Origin of the sequence: Paenibacillus sp. FSL P2-0089, from assembly GCF_038595095.1 — a bacterium.
GTDB lineage: Bacteria > Bacillota > Bacilli > Paenibacillales > Paenibacillaceae > Paenibacillus_AQ > Paenibacillus_AQ silagei.
The window spans coordinates 518,375-532,989 of sequence record NZ_CP152006.1 but is presented as its reverse complement, the minus strand read 5'-3'; the positions used below and the strand labels follow the sequence as shown (position 1 = coordinate 532,989).

8 protein-coding genes are annotated in these 14,615 nt (G+C 52.0%); 6 read left to right on the top strand and 2 right to left on the bottom strand.

The annotated features are described in order from the left end of the window. Positions 1 to 30: 30 nt before the first annotated feature. The 6 genes from NST69_RS02170 (at position 31) to NST69_RS02145 (ending at position 8,450) form a co-directional block, all read left to right on the top strand. Entirely contained in the window at positions 31 to 735 is a 705-nt protein-coding gene (locus NST69_RS02170; protein WP_209875352.1) for a response regulator transcription factor, read from the top strand. Beyond that, entirely contained in the window at positions 735 to 1,775 is a 1,041-nt protein-coding gene (locus NST69_RS02165; RefSeq protein ID WP_342548353.1) for an ATP-binding protein, read from the top strand. Before NST69_RS02170 ends, NST69_RS02165 begins: the two co-directional genes overlap by 1 nt. A gap of 44 nt (positions 1,776 to 1,819) precedes the next feature. Then, positions 1,820 to 2,536 (top strand): cytochrome c biogenesis protein CcdA, encoded by a 717-nt coding sequence (locus NST69_RS02160; protein WP_339312759.1) that lies wholly within the window; start codon positions 1,820 to 1,822, stop codon positions 2,534 to 2,536. 18 nt (positions 2,537 to 2,554) lie between these two features. After that, positions 2,555 to 4,108 (top strand): bifunctional peptide-methionine (S)-S-oxide reductase MsrA/peptide-methionine (R)-S-oxide reductase MsrB, encoded by a 1,554-nt coding sequence (msrAB, locus tag NST69_RS02155; RefSeq protein WP_342548352.1) that lies wholly within the window; start codon positions 2,555 to 2,557, stop codon positions 4,106 to 4,108. A 124-nt stretch (positions 4,109 to 4,232) separates the two neighbouring features. Next, positions 4,233 to 7,334: an ATP-binding protein gene (locus NST69_RS02150; protein WP_342548351.1), complete on the top strand. Its 3,102-nt coding sequence runs from the start codon at positions 4,233 to 4,235 to the stop codon at positions 7,332 to 7,334. 12 nt (positions 7,335 to 7,346) lie between these two features. Then, entirely contained in the window at positions 7,347 to 8,450 is a 1,104-nt protein-coding gene (locus tag NST69_RS02145; RefSeq protein WP_339312754.1) for a response regulator, read from the top strand. A gap of 58 nt (positions 8,451 to 8,508) precedes the next feature. Here NST69_RS02145 and NST69_RS02140 read toward each other — a convergent pair whose 3' ends face one another. Both NST69_RS02140 and NST69_RS02135 read right to left on the bottom strand, forming a co-directional pair. After that, positions 8,509 to 13,818, bottom strand: coding sequence for a stalk domain-containing protein (locus tag NST69_RS02140; protein WP_342548350.1), 5,310 nt, complete (start codon positions 13,816 to 13,818; stop codon positions 8,509 to 8,511). Positions 13,819 to 13,968: 150 nt separating this feature from the next. Next, positions 13,969 to 14,586 (bottom strand): hypothetical protein, encoded by a 618-nt coding sequence (locus NST69_RS02135; protein WP_339312751.1) that lies wholly within the window; start codon positions 14,584 to 14,586, stop codon positions 13,969 to 13,971. Positions 14,587 to 14,615: the final 29 nt, after the last annotated feature.

Genomic DNA, 14,615 nt, shown 5'->3' with positions numbered 1-14,615 from the left:
TGGATTTTTCCGGATATGGGGTGGGTTAGGATGAATGAACGAGTGCTGGTCGCGGATGATGATCCGAATATTACCGATGTCTGCCGCAGGTATCTGGAACGGGAGGGGTATCTGGTCACCACCGCCAAGGACGGCTTGGAAGCGCTAGAGCTATGGCGCAGCCAGTCTCCAAGCCTGATTGTGCTCGACCTCATGATGCCGCATAAGAATGGCTGGGAGGTGTGCAGTGAGATCCGGCAGACCGAAGATCTCCCGATCATCATGCTGACGGCGCGCGGCGAGGAGCAGGACCGGCTGATGGGGCTGACGATGGGAGCGGATGATTATCTGACCAAGCCCTTCAGTCCAAGGGAGCTCGTACTGCGGGTGCAGGCGATTCTGCGCAGAATGAGATATGTCCAGGTATCGCCGGTTACCGCCGCTGAGCACACGATCAAGTACGAAGGACTGACTATCGATGTCGGGAAGCGTACCGTGGAGATCAGCGGGCAGGCGATTGACTTGACGGTGACCGAATTCGAAATGCTCTATCTGCTGGCGAGCCATCCGGGGCAGGTGTTCTCCCGGACGCAGATGCTGAGCAAGATCTGGGATTTCAGCTATGAAGGAGATACGACTACCGTTACGGTGCATATAAGGAGATTACGGGAGAAGATCGAACAGACCCCCTCTGACCCGAAATACATCAAGACGGTCTGGGGAATCGGCTATAAGTTTGCGGGTGATGGCATCTGATGAAGCTGCGTACCTATCTACTATTGTCCAGTCTCACGGGGATCGGCGTATTGCTAGTCTGTCTATTCGTCAGTTATTCCCGGATGCTGCTGACCATCGATCAGCTATATTATCTGTCCGGCATCACAGCCGGGATCGGTGTGTTCTCCTTCATCCTCCAGCATCTGCTGACACGGCCGGTGGAGAAGTCCATTGCCCGGATTACGGAGCAGACGGTACGGATTGCCGAGGGGGATTTTCACACCGAAGTCCCCACGATCGGCCCGCACGAGTTCAAGCTGCTGGCCCGGCAATTCAATGAGATGAGCAGTAAGCTAAAAGAGAGCTTCGACCATCTCCACCAGTCCGAATCCGCCCGCCGGGAGCTGATCGCGAATGTCTCCCACGATCTGCGGACCCCTCTTGCCTCCATTCAGTCATTCGTGGAAGCGCTGGAGGATGATGTGATCAAGGACGAAGAGACCTTCCAGCGGTATCTGAATACGATCCGGCTGGAGACGAAGCGGCTGGCGGGGCTGATCCAGGACCTCTTTGAGCTATCCAGTCTGGAGGCGAGCGGCGGAACCTTCGACCCGCAGCCCTGCCATGCAGATGAGCTGCTGATCAGCACGCTGGAGAGCTTCTCCTTCCATCTGGCGGAGAAGCGGCTGAAGGCCGAGATTGAGCTGCCGGATAAGCTGCCCGCGGCCCTGATGATGCCCACGCAGATCAAGCGGGTACTGTCCAATCTTGTGCAGAATGCCATTCAACATTCTCCTGAAGAAGGCCATATCGTGCTGTCCGCCGCCGAGGAAGGCCCGTTCCTGCGGATCGCCGTTAGCGATGAGGGGCAGGGAATTGAAGCGGCGGAGACCGCACGGATCTTCGAACGGTTCTACCGGATAGATAAATCGCGCAGTAAGAATAGCGGAGGCGCCGGACTGGGTCTTGCCATCGCACAATCCATTGTGGAGCTGCATGGCGGCAAGATTGGTGTAGAGAGCAATAAGGGTTCAGGAAGCTGCTTCTGGTTCACGGTTCCCATCTACACCAGCCGGTAAGCCTTAGCGTTAGAGAAGCAGTACTCATATAGGTGGTGACAGAGATGGCTGGTGATTTTGTATTCCTGTTCGGCGTTTTCGGCGCAGGCGTATTATCGTTTTTTGCACCCTGTATTCTGCCGCTGCTTCCGGTCTATGTCTCGTATCTGTCCGGAAGCCTGGCGGGCAATGTGAATCAGGGCGGGGTGGACACAGGCTCCTTGCGGTTCCGTTCGGTATTCATGCTGCGGACCCTAATCTTCGTGCTTGGACTGTCTGTGGTCTTCATCACCCTGGGCTTCGGCTCCGGTATTCTTGGCAATGTCATTTCAAGCTCCAGGTTCATTGCCGTCTGCGGAGCGATTGTTATCTTATTCGGAATCTACCAGACCGGACTGATCAAGATCTCCTGGCTGGAACGGGAAAAAAAGCTGTCCAGTCCCCGCGCTGCACGCGGCGGCTATATCGGGGCCTTCCTGCTCGGCCTGACGTTCAGCTTCGGGTGGACGCCGTGCATCGGCCCGGTACTCGCGGGCATTCTCAGTATCGCTGCCGGGGAAGGCTCCCCTGCTTACGGCGGATTCCTCATGCTGCTGTATACGCTGGGTCTGGCGATTCCTTTTCTCGTACTATCCGTCTTCTCGGACTATCTGGTGCAGCGGATTCGCCGCTTGTACCGGTTCATGGGAGGGATCAAGATCGCCTCCGGCTGTATGCTGATCGCCATGGGGCTGCTGCTAATGACAGACCAGCTGAATACGATTGTGAGCTGGATCCAATAACCGGTGGAGGAATCTGGTATGAAAAAAATATGGAAGTGGATGGGATATATGCTGGTGATTGGCGGCCTGCTGTCGATCCTGGCTGCATGCGGTGCGAAGCCCGATACAGCATCCGGCAAGATGGACTCCCCGGCTGCCATGAACAAGGGGAAGCCAGCACCCGCATTCGCATTAAATGATCTGAAGGGCGACCCTATGAAGCTGGAGGATCTGAAAGGCAAGAACGTGTATGTGAAATACTGGGCCTCCTGGTGCTCCATCTGTCTTGCCGGCCTGGAGGAACTGAATACGCTGGCCGGACAGGAGAAGGATTTCCAGGTGGTATCGATTGTAACTCCCGGCTACAAAGGCGAGAAATCCGCCAAGGAGTTCACGGACTGGTTCAACAAGCAGTCGTATGACAATCTAACCGTGCTGCTCGATGAGGATGGGACATGGGCCAAGGAGTTTCAGGTACGGGCGTATCCCAGTTCTTTTTATATCGATGAAGAAGGGTTGCTGGTGAAGTCCCTCCCGGGTCATGCCTCCAACGAGCAGATTAAGGACACCTTCGCGGGAATGAACACAGCTTCAGCCGCCGCTCCGGTTCCAGCGGTCAAGACCGCAAGTATAGCTGACAAGGATCTGCGTGACCTGTATCTGGCGGGCGGCTGCTTCTGGGGCGTTGAGGCGTATATGGCCCGCATTCAGGGAGTTCAGGACGTCACCTCAGGCTATGCCAACGGAAAAGGTGAGAATCCGACCTACGAGGATGTCATTCGCGGGGACCGGGGGTTCGCGGAGACTGTGCATGTGAAGTATGATCCGAAGCAGGTCACCCTGAAGCAGCTCCTGGAAGCCTATTTCAAGGTCGTTGATCCGACCAGCCTCAACAAGCAAGGTAATGACCGGGGCGTTCAATACCGGACAGGAATCTACTATTCCTCCCCGGAGGATGCAGCGGTTATCCAGCAGGCCGTAGCCCAGGAGCAGACCAAATATGACAAGAAGATCGTAACGGAAGTCCTTCCTCTGGAGAACTACTATCTGGCGGAGGAATATCATCAGGACTACTTAGAGAAGAACCCGAACGGGTATTGCCACATTGACTTAAGCATCCTGGATGAGCAAGAGCCGGTTATCGATCCGGCCCAATACCCGCGCCCTTCCGACGCAGAACTGAAGGAGCGATTAACCGCCGATCAATACGCGGTAGCCGTCAAGAATGACACGGAGCGTGCCTTCAGCAACGAGTATTGGGATAACTATGAGCCTGGCCTGTATGTCGATATCGCCACGGGTCAGCCCCTCTTCTCCAGCAAGGATAAATACGATTCCGGCTGCGGCTGGCCCAGCTTCACGAAGCCGATCGCCCCGCAGGTCGTCACCTATGATACGGATACCAGCTTCGGCATGGAACGCACCGAGGTCCGCAGCCAAGCCGGCGACATTCACCTGGGCCATGTCTTCGACGACGGTCCCGCTGACCGCGGCGGCAAGCGCTACTGCATCAACAGCGCCTCTATCCGCTTCATCCCTCTAGACCAGATGGAGGGTGAGCATTACGGGTATTTGACGGGGCTGGTGCAGTAGATCCGGCAAATATAGACTTTTCCCGTGTGAATTCTAATTGAAAGCCTATCTGTTAAATGCTAATATTAATGGCTGATTAGTTGTACCGATACTAGTAACTTATGATGATAAAGGAGCGGGCAACATGCGCAGAAGAGCTATTCTGATCATTCTAATCAGCTTGATTGGTTGCTCGCTCATTCCCCTATCAATCTTCCTGGACAGCGATCGCAGCACACAGGGAATTCAGGTCCGGGAAGGCGTTATGGATCTTTCTTCGTGGAACCCCGCAGTGGATAAGCGTATTAAACTGGATGGAGAGTGGGAGTTCTACTGGAATCAGTTGCTTACTTCCGACGATTTCAAGGCAGTTAACCCACCCAAACCGATGATCCGGATGTCGGTCCCCTCCCCCTGGAACGGCAGCCTGGTCGAAGGGAAGCCTATCCCGGCTTTTGGCTACGCCACTTACCGTATGGTACTGAAGAATGCCCCCGCGAACACTGTTTATGCTATAAAAAAGACCAATATCCGCTTCTCCAGCGCCATATTTGTCAATGGTCATAAGCTGTTTGAAGATGGCACGCCCGCAAGCTCCTCCTCCTCCTCTTACGTGCCTGGAAATAAACCGCAGATCGGCTTTTTTACCGCGGCTGGTGAGGCGGAGATTCTCATTCAAGTGGCGAATTTCGATTATGTCAACGGCGGAATCCCGGTTTCGCTGTACTTTGGCGAGCAATCGGCGATGATGGAGCATCAACAGAAGAGCACAGCAAGAGAGTTCAGTATGCTAGCCATCCTCAGCACGCTCGCCATGGTTTGCCTGATCTGCTATCTAGTCGCAGCCTTTTACCGCAAGCGGGACATCACCCTTCTGCTGTATTCCCTTATCTGCTTTCTCTATACTCTATATCACGGCCTGGTCGGCGAACGGCCGCTTCTCTTGTTCATGCCTGATGTTCCCTTTGAGGTTATATACAAAGTCAAGGATGTCATCTCCATCGTCTGCTTCATTCTGCTGACCTTCTTGTTCAACCAGATGTCACGCAGCCTGGTTTCCTTAAGACAGGCGCGGCTGGTAGCCTTGGTTCTTGGCGGCTTCGTCGTACTGTCGATCCTCCTGCCGATCCGTACATACACAGAATTCTCCACTTTTATCGGAGTTTGCTATGAAGCGCTTCTGTTTGTCCTGCTCTGGAGGGCGGCTTGGTTTCACATCCGCGGCACTGCCGCCAATGCCCTGAAGTCGCTGCTGCTGTTCCTGGTAACACTCACCCTCATCCTGTATTCAGTCGATGCCCTATTGCTTGGCATGTCCATCAAAGAGGACCTTGTTCTTGCGCAATTTTATATGGTGGTATTCAATCTGGTGGTCATTTTCCTGATCATCCTCTGGTTCTTTGAAGCTTACACTACCATGGACAAAATGCGAATCCGGCTGCTGGATATGGACAAGCTCAAGGATGACTTCCTGTCCACCACCTCCCATGAGCTGAAAACACCGCTCAATGCAATCGTCAGCATCACGGATACACTGCTGAAGGGAGCAGAGGGTCCGCTGACGGAGAATCAGAACCGCAATCTGGCCATCGTAATGGGAAGCGGAAGAAGATTAACGCTGCTGGTGAATGAACTGCTGGATTATTCCAAAATGAAGCACGGCGACTTCAAGCTGTATCCCAGCAGCGTGGATCTGCGAACGGTTGCAGATTCAGTTCTGCGGGTTCACTGGTTTCTGCTCGGCGGAAAAGCGATTACCTTTGAGAACCGGATTCCGGCGGATTTCCCGCCTGTGCGGGCAGACAGCAACCGCTTGATTCAAATCCTGCATAACTTGCTTGGCAACGCAGTGCAGTATTCCGACAACGGGCTGGTGAGTATTGAGGCTGAGCTACAACGCGGGTGGGCTAAGATCAGTGTCCGGGATACCGGATGGGGCATTCCCGTTCATATGCTGGAGCGGATCTTTGAGGATTTCGAGCAGGCGGAGCGCTCGGCAGCCCCCCCTCCTGGCGGCACCGGCCTGGGGCTCAGCATCACACGGAAGCTGGTCGAGCTGCACGGTGGAACCATTCACGCAGTCTCAAGCCCCGGGCAGGGATCAGAGTTCAACTTCACATTTCCTCTGGCAGATCCTGATGAGCAGCAGCAGGAGAGCTCCGAGCATCCATGGGAGAAGGAGCTGCCGCAGGCAAGGGCAGGAATGCTTCAGCCTGTGTACCCCCAGGTCATTGCCGGCAGACTTAATCAATGGATTCTCGTGGTAGACGATGATTATGCCAATCTCCAGGCCATGGTCAGTCTGCTATCGCTTGCAGGCTACTCCATGGTTGCCGTACACCGCGGTCAGCTTGCTCTGGATGAACTCATCCGCAGGCCAGAGTTTCTCCTGGTGCTGCTGGATATTGCTATGCCGGACATGACGGGCTATGAGGTACTGAAGCAGATAAGGGCCAAGTATTCCCTCTTCGAGCTGCCGGTGCTCATGCTGACGGCCCGTAACAAGGCTGTAGAGATCCAGCTGGCGATGGAGAACGGAGCCAACGATTATGTGGAGAAGCCCTTTGAAGCCGAGGAGCTGCTCGCCCGCATTCGCAGTCTGATTCAACTGAAGACCGCTGTGAAAGAAGCACGGGATAACGAGATTGCCTTTTTGCGTGCACAGATCAATCCGCACTTCCTCTATAATGCGCTGAATGCCATCGCAGAATTATGTGTGGACGAGCCAGATCAGGCGGAGGAACTGACGCTCAAGCTATCGCATTATTTACGGGCCAGCTTTGATTTCAAGCAGCTTGCTTCGCTGACGACCCTTGAGAAGGAGCTGAATCTGGTTAAAGCTTATGTCTATATTGAACAGGTGCGCTTCGGAGACCGGCTGCAGGTAGACTATGAGATTAAGGTGGATACCGGGATTCTCATCCCGCCGCTGATGCTTCAGCCGCTGGTCGAGAATGCAATCCGGCATGGGCTAATGGCCGGTTATCGCGGCGGCCTGGTCAGATTGTCTGCTGGCCGGCTGGAGAATGGCGAGATCCGGTTGGCTATTGAGGACAACGGGCAGGGGATGAGCCCTGAACTGCTCGAAGATTTGCAGAGGGCCGTTATGGATAAAAAAGGAGTAGGGCTATGGAATATCAGACAGCGCTTCAGGCTATTGTATGGCCGGGAGCTACAGATTGAGAGCAGTCTGGGGAAAGGCACCAAGATTTGGTTTGACCTTCCAGCTGAGTCTTCTATGCATTAAGGAGGTGAACATATGCTGCGGGTAATTATTGTCGATGATGAACAGCCTTCACTGAAACGGCTGAGCCGGATCCTGTCAGAGAGCGGTGAGGTCGTGGTCTGCCAGACCTTCCAGAATCCGCTCATGGCCTATGAATATGCCAGGGAGAACCCTGTGGATATTGCTTTTCTGGACATTTCTATGCCGGAGGTAAACGGGATGAAGTTGTCCCGGCAGCTTCACGAGCTGTATCGGGCCATGGACATAGTATTCGTCACCGGCTATGAGGAATATGCCCTTCAGGCATTCGACATTAACGCGACAGACTACCTCCTGAAGCCGGTATCAGCTGAACGCGTGAGGCAAGCCCTGGATAAAATCCTGAGGCGGCCGATACGCAGGCAGGCGGAGCCTATGCTTGAGGTGCACATGTTTGACGGGTTTAAGCTGGTGCATCCCGGTCCGGACAGGAAGTCCCTTAAGCTGAGGAGTCCCAAGACAGAGGAGTTATTCGCTTTTCTACTATATAAGCGCTCTGTCAGCCGTGACGAAATCATGGACACCCTGTGGAGCGGGCTAGCTTCCGACAAGGCAAGCAACAACCTGAATAGCAATCTATATTATATTCGCAAGGCTATCAGTGAAAGCGGGCTTAAGGTCTGCCTGCTGGCAGGCCGGAATGAGGTACAGATCGTGGAGAATTCCCTGTCCTGTGACCTGTACACGTTCGAGCACGCGCTGAGGGAAATCAGACTGGGCCGCGACGGGCGCAAGGAACTATTGAAACAGGCGGCAGCTTGGTATACCGGACCTTTCCTTAAGGGCAAAACCTATGAGTGGGCCGGCACCAAGACACGCCGTCTGGAGCAGGATTATATAGAACTCCTGGAATTGGCCGCCCGTCTCTATCTTGAGCGGCATGAGGTGGAGCAGGCTTTGCAGGCATATGATCAAATCCTCCTGATCGATGCCCTGCGCGAGGATATCACCGTACAGGTCATGGGGCTGTTGATCGGACTGGGACGGACAAGCGAGGCCATCCGGCGGTACCGCAAGCTGGAGGAGGTCCTGCTGCAGGAGCTCGGAACGCAGCCGGGCGCCCCCAGCCGTGAGATGATGCACAGATTGATCAAGTAAACAGACAAAAGCCGATTGCCCGTAAACAGGCAATCGGCTTATTTTGATTAAGATTATGCTAGCGGATGATCTCGATCCGTTTGTCTTGCGGGAACCACATGACATATGCTCCCAGGGTTTCCGAGACGTAACGCAGCGGCACCATGATTCTGCCGTCGATTGCTTGTGCAGGTACGTCCATCCCTTCGATTAGTTCTCCCAAAGTCATGGTCAGCACTTTACCGTCAAGCGTAATGGTAGCGGTCTTGGTTGCATGATCCCACTTAACTTCAGCACCCAAGGCTTCCGCTACGGCCCGGACGGGGACCAGAGATCTTTGTTCCCGGATCACCGGCGGTACGTCGTTAACCTTATCGATCGCTCCGATAGAATACGCCTTGCTGTCAATCTTGAATGTAATCTTGGTAATGGAATCGGCCTTAACAATGCTGTACAAGCTGAAGCTGTCGGTATAGAACTCGAAGCTGTTCGTTTCCGGGAGATAGACCCCTCCAAGCTTGATCGTCTTATACGTGCCATCTGCCTGAGGTACGAACCGGATTGCTGTCAGATTGGTGGTATCCCCGGTCAAGCCTAACTCCTTCAAGTTAACTGTGACTTTGACCGGTTCAGCGAAGCTCTTGATTCTCGTGCTTGTGCCATTGGAATAATTCAGCTGGGCGATCAGGTCGAGAACCTTCCCGCCGAGCGGCTGCAAACCAGCCTGATCCAGCTTGGTTCCTGCCAGCACTTTATCGGTTGTGGACTTCTCTGTCAGAAGGGCTCCTAACTCCAGGGAAGCATCCAATCCTTGTCTGAGCTCCTGTACGTTCAAACCATTCTTGCCAAAATCAATCACTGCCAATGTGGATTCAAGAATAACCGGCTTTGCAGCCTTCATGATTGCTTGAACCTCAGACGCGGCAGCCTTCACCGTACCTTGTCCCGTTTGAACGGTGTTAAGCCCATCTGTAATTTTGGTTGACGGCTGTACTACAGGCTGCGTAGTTGACGGTTGCGCCACAGTTGGCGTAGTTGGTGTAGTGGACGGCGGTGTATAGGAATCATCCGTCTTCTTGATTACTGATGCCAGGAAGGCATTATAGGCCGCTGTTAACTTCTCATTGGCTTGGTTAATCTCAGCTTGCGTTGCTGCCGTACGGATGACCTCTTCCGCCGCCGTAATTGCAGCCTGCAGAATGGCCTTTGATCCTGCCGGATACTGGCCTACGCCGCTGCCCTCTGTGCTTTCATTCAAGAGGGTTTTCGCTGCGTTAATTTTAGTTTGAACCTCTCCGCTATCTCCAGCTTTTATGACTGCCGCTTGAAAAGCTGCTACTGCCGTTTCCAGCGCTGCTTTCGTTGCGTCAATTTGGGCTTGCGTTGCCGGATGATCAAACACTTCCTTCGCTGCTGCAATCGCAGCTTCCAACGCGTTGACAGCTTCAGACGGGTATTCGCCCACGCCTTCGCCTACAACGCTGTCTTTCAGCAGCGTTCCTGCTTCGGTCACTACTGCGTCAGCCTCTTCGCTGTCGCCTTCTTTATTCACCGCATCTTTAAATGTGGTGATTGCTGCTTCCAACGTTTCTTTCGCTTCATCGATCTGCGCTTGTGTTGCCGGGTGTTCAAACACTTCCTTCGCTGCTGCAATCGCAGCTTCCAACGCGTTGACAGCTTCAGACGGGTATTCGCCCACGCCTTCGCCTACAACGCTATCTTTCAGCAGCGTTCCTGCTTCCGTCAATACTGCGCCAGCTTCTTCGCTGTCGCCTCCTTTATGCACCGCATCTTTAAATGTGGTGATGGCTGCTTCCAGCGCCGCTTTCGCTGCGTCGATTTGGGCTTGCGTTGCCGGATGATCAAAAACTTCCTTCGCTGCTGCAATCGCAGCTTCCAACGCGTTGACAGCTTCAGACGGGTATTCGCCCACGCCTTCGCCTACAATGCTGTCTTTCAGCAGCGTTCCTGCTTCGGTCACTACTGCGCCAGCCTCTTCGCTGTCGCCTTCTTTATTCACCGCAGCTTTAAATGTGGTGATGGCTGCTTCCAACGTTTCTTTCGCTTCATCGATCTGCGCTTGTGTTGCCGGGTGTTCAAACACTTCCTTCGCTGCTGCAATCGCAGCTTCCAACGCGTTGACAGCTTCAGCCGGGTATTGGCCTACACCCTCGCCTACAACGCTATCTTTCAGCAGCGTTCCTGCTTCCGTCAATACTGCGTCAGCCTCTTCGCTGTCACCAGCCTGCATCTGCGCCTTCTCAAACACATCGGCCGCATCCACAAGGGCTTGATACGCAGCATCCAGCTTCACTTGCGAAGATGGTTTATCGAGCACTAGCACCGCTGCATCGAATGCAGCTTGCAATGCTGCCATCGCTTCAGCCGGATATTGCCCGACTCCGTTGCCTGCTTCGCTGACCTCCAAAAGCTGGCCTATCTCTTGAATTTTCCCGAGAGCTTTCGAGTTATCGCCAGTTGGAATGATTCCAGCTATGAACAAATCTGCTGCGTCTCCCAATACCTCATAGGCATGATCAATCTCTTCTTGGGTAGCTGGTGCGCTGATCACATTCGACGCTGCAGTAACCGCTGCCTGCAAAAGCGCTTTTGAACCTGCCGGATATTCACCTGCGTCATCGCCCTCACTTACACTACTCAGCAGGGTTGTCAACTCGGCAATGGCTGCTTGAAGTTTTGTACTATCCCCTTCGCGGACCATGGAGTTCTGAAACTCTTCAACTGCATTGGCAAGTACTTGCATCGCTTGCGAAATTTCTTCTTGAGTAGACGGCCCTCCCAATACTACGTTTGCCGCCTCAATGGCTGTCATGAACAACGCTTTGACTTCAGGCCAATATTGTCCTGCGCCGTGGCCCTCCGGGCTAGTATTATAAAGCGCCGTTGCCTCCGATACCGCTGTTAGAAGCGGCATATAATCGCCTTCCTGAATCTTGGCATTTTCGAAATTTTCGATCGCTTGCACTATAGCTTGATAGGCAGCATCGATCTGTTGTTGTGTCCCGGAGGAATCAATCAGAGTCTCAGCATCTGCAATAGCCTTTTCCAAAGCGTCGAAGGCTTCTGACGGATACTCTCCGACATGATCGCCCTCTACACTATTTTGCAAAAGGTCTTGCGCATCATGAATTTTGTCCTGAAGGAACGTGCTCTCCCCGGGCTCAATTCTTAATAATTTAAAATCCTCCAACGCAGCAGTTAAGTTAGCTAACGCTTGATCAACTTCTGTTTGCGTAGATGACAGGTTGGTTAACGTATCCCACGCAGCATCTATGGCACCTTGAAGAATGGCCTTCGAACCTGACGGATATTGTCCAACTTCGGTACCTTCAACACTGTTGTTCAAAAATGACTGGGCGACTGCGATGGCACTCTGGAGTGCTTGTTTGTTAGGTCCGGTATTCTGGGAATCCAGGAAAGTCTGGATCGCATTCACCAAAACTTCGTAAGCTTCATTAATTTGCGCTTGAGTTCCCGGGTTATTTATCGGGTCAGTCACCCACTGTTCTGCGGCAGTGATGGCACTGCGCAAATCGTTGAATGCCGAAGAAGGGTATTGTCCTGAGTCATTTCCTTCTTCTTTAGTAACCGTAAGGATCCAGGCATCATGGATTTTTCCCTCAAGCGCCGTGGTATCTCCCCGCTTAATTTTAGTATTATTAAAAGTTGTGATTGCGGTATTCAATGCTTGATAGGCAGCATCCAGTTCAGCTTCTGTGGCAGCATTGTTCACCCCCTGCTTAGCCGCATATATGGCAGCTTCCAACGAGTCTTTTGCCTCAGCAGGATATTGGCCTATGCTTGTCCCCACGTCGGCAACATCCCATAACAGCTGTGCTTCATTAATTTTCGCCTGCAGCAGTTCTTTTTTATCCGGCTCCGGGATTTTGGCATCAATGAGTTCTTGCATCGCTTTGGATAGAGCTTGATAAGCCTCATCAATTTTCTTTTGTGTCGTCGTTAAAAAAATCGTATCCTGTGCCATTGAAATAGCATTTACTAAGGCTGAGTGAACTGCTTCCGGATATTGTCCAGGTTCATCGCCTACCTTACTCTCAAGGTAAAGTTCCCAGGCTTCATCAATTTTCACCTGAAGCGGTGCAGGATCACCTGCTTTGATTTGTGCGGCACGGTATGCCTGTATCGCATAATATAACCTTTGGTAGGCATCATCAATTTCATCTTGAGGAGGTGCCGGGTTGTTTAGAACCCCCTCTACTGACACAATGCCCGTAAAGAATACATCCCTTGCTTGCTTCGGATAATCTCCAACACTTTCACCTGATGAAGTATTCCAATAGAGAATTATCGCTTCATCATATTTATCCATAAGGTCCGCTTTACTCGCTCCCTTGATGGCATCCGCCTTAAATGACGTTATGGAACCCGCCAAATCCTGATAGGCAGCATCAATTTGTGCCTGGGTTGTAGCTGTATCCTTTGCATGGGATGCTGCTTCGATGGCTGTATTCAACGCATCCATCACTTCTCCCGGATATTCCCCAAAGCCGTTGCCAGCTACTGAAAAAGCATATAAATCCTTCGCTTCATTAATCTTAGCAATCAAACTAGCTTTATCGAGCTCAGGCTCTCCCGATCCATTGTCCGGGGCTTCAGCCAGCTTAACCGTCAAAGCCCCCTCCAACGAGTTCATATCAATATTCTCGGGATATTGCAGGAATCCCCCGGCTCCATCTAACATTGTGAAGAAATAAATCATTTCATAGGCATTGGACTCTCTCATCATACTGGAGACCTGATCGGTAATGTCTACAGAAAATACTGAACTATTGTCGCTTTCTCTCGCCAGATTTACGATGTCACCCGGTAACATACCAGAGGCATTCTTATAAAATGTTCTGATCTGTACCTTGTTAACCCCATCATCCAAAGCCGTTGCACTTATGATGAGATGATTAAGATCGCTTGTATCCAGCAGTGTGTGGGATATTTTTGGCTGAGAAGGCTGCGGATTACCCGCACCAGAATTCACCACAGTAATAGTATGAACAGTATAAAAATTATCCGGCAACCCCGCTTTGATTGTAATCGTTCCAGCGGGCGCTCCTTGATCAATAATCAGTCTATTGCCCTCAAACCGCTTGCCGACCGGATTATCGTCTACAATGGATAATTGAACAGAATCCGGACTATAAGACGCCTCCCCGTAATAAAAGGTAACACGTATGTCTGCCTCATACGATTCATGTGTAACATCAACAGTATCCTCCAGGAATATCAACCCGGAAGGCAGTTGCTTCGCTAAATTTGCATCCTCTTTGAATACCGGATCAGCAGCATGGATTATGCCCCCCGGTATAACCATGATAAACACTAACAACAAAGCGATAATCCGTTTAAATCTCAATGCCTTTTCCCCCATTATTTTCATTTTTTCCGCATTAATTTATTCTACACGACAGCGCTAAACGTAGAATAAACAAGAAAACCGCCACGGACGGGTGGCGGCACGAAATAATGGATTGTGTTATGAATGCTCGTACGCTGGCGACCTTCACTAAAAAACAAACTCCCTGCCGATCCCCTCCTCATCCACATACGTGATTCTATGAGCCTCTCTCCAGTCCTTCCAATTCAAGATGCTGTCGACCTCTACACGAAATAACTCCGGATAGGGGAGGCTCATCGGGCTGGAGAAGTCGTAGAAGACAAGCTCATATGGAGCTGCCCAGTAACAACCGTCCACCACGACCAGCTCTTTTTGCTCAAAATAAATAATCTCTGCCCAGCAAAAGCCATGCCCTTCGTATGCTGCTTCCGGCACATAGTGCCTGGTTTCCCGGCCCGATAAATCAATAATCGAGTATCCCTGATAATCAAGCCCGCAGAGCAAATATTCCTTCCCCTGAGCTTCTACCCAGCTGAATATAAAAGGATCGTAGTTTCTGAATAGGGTATCAATGTGGTTCTCATTCAGATCCGTAACAATTCCTTTGGTGTATATCCATCTTGTAATGCCTTCTTCATGATAATAATGATGGATGTCAAGCTTGTACCTCCCTGAAGGAGAATAGCTCGTTTCCGTTTCATCTGGAACATAAAATTCATCTTGGAAGTAGTACAGCTCTTCAGCTCTTTGACTAAGGAACCGGGCATCCTGGACAATATTTCTCATAGCAATCCGCCTCTCTCTTCACAAAGAAA

Excerpts from the sequence above, each read along its gene's own strand:
- NST69_RS02170 (WP_209875352.1), top strand. The coding sequence starts at position 31 with ATGAATGAACGAGTGCTGGTCGCGGATGATGATCCGAATATTACCGAT.
- NST69_RS02165 (WP_342548353.1), top strand. The coding sequence starts at position 735 with ATGAAGCTGCGTACCTATCTACTATTGTCCAGTCTCACGGGGATCGGC.
- NST69_RS02160 (WP_339312759.1), top strand. The coding sequence starts at position 1,820 with ATGGCTGGTGATTTTGTATTCCTGTTCGGCGTTTTCGGCGCAGGCGTA.
- msrAB (WP_342548352.1), top strand. The coding sequence starts at position 2,555 with ATGAAAAAAATATGGAAGTGGATGGGATATATGCTGGTGATTGGCGGC.
- NST69_RS02150 (WP_342548351.1), top strand. The coding sequence starts at position 4,233 with ATGCGCAGAAGAGCTATTCTGATCATTCTAATCAGCTTGATTGGTTGC.
- NST69_RS02145 (WP_339312754.1), top strand. The coding sequence starts at position 7,347 with ATGCTGCGGGTAATTATTGTCGATGATGAACAGCCTTCACTGAAACGG.
- NST69_RS02135 (WP_339312751.1), bottom strand. The coding sequence starts at position 14,586 with ATGAGAAATATTGTCCAGGATGCCCGGTTCCTTAGTCAAAGAGCTGAA.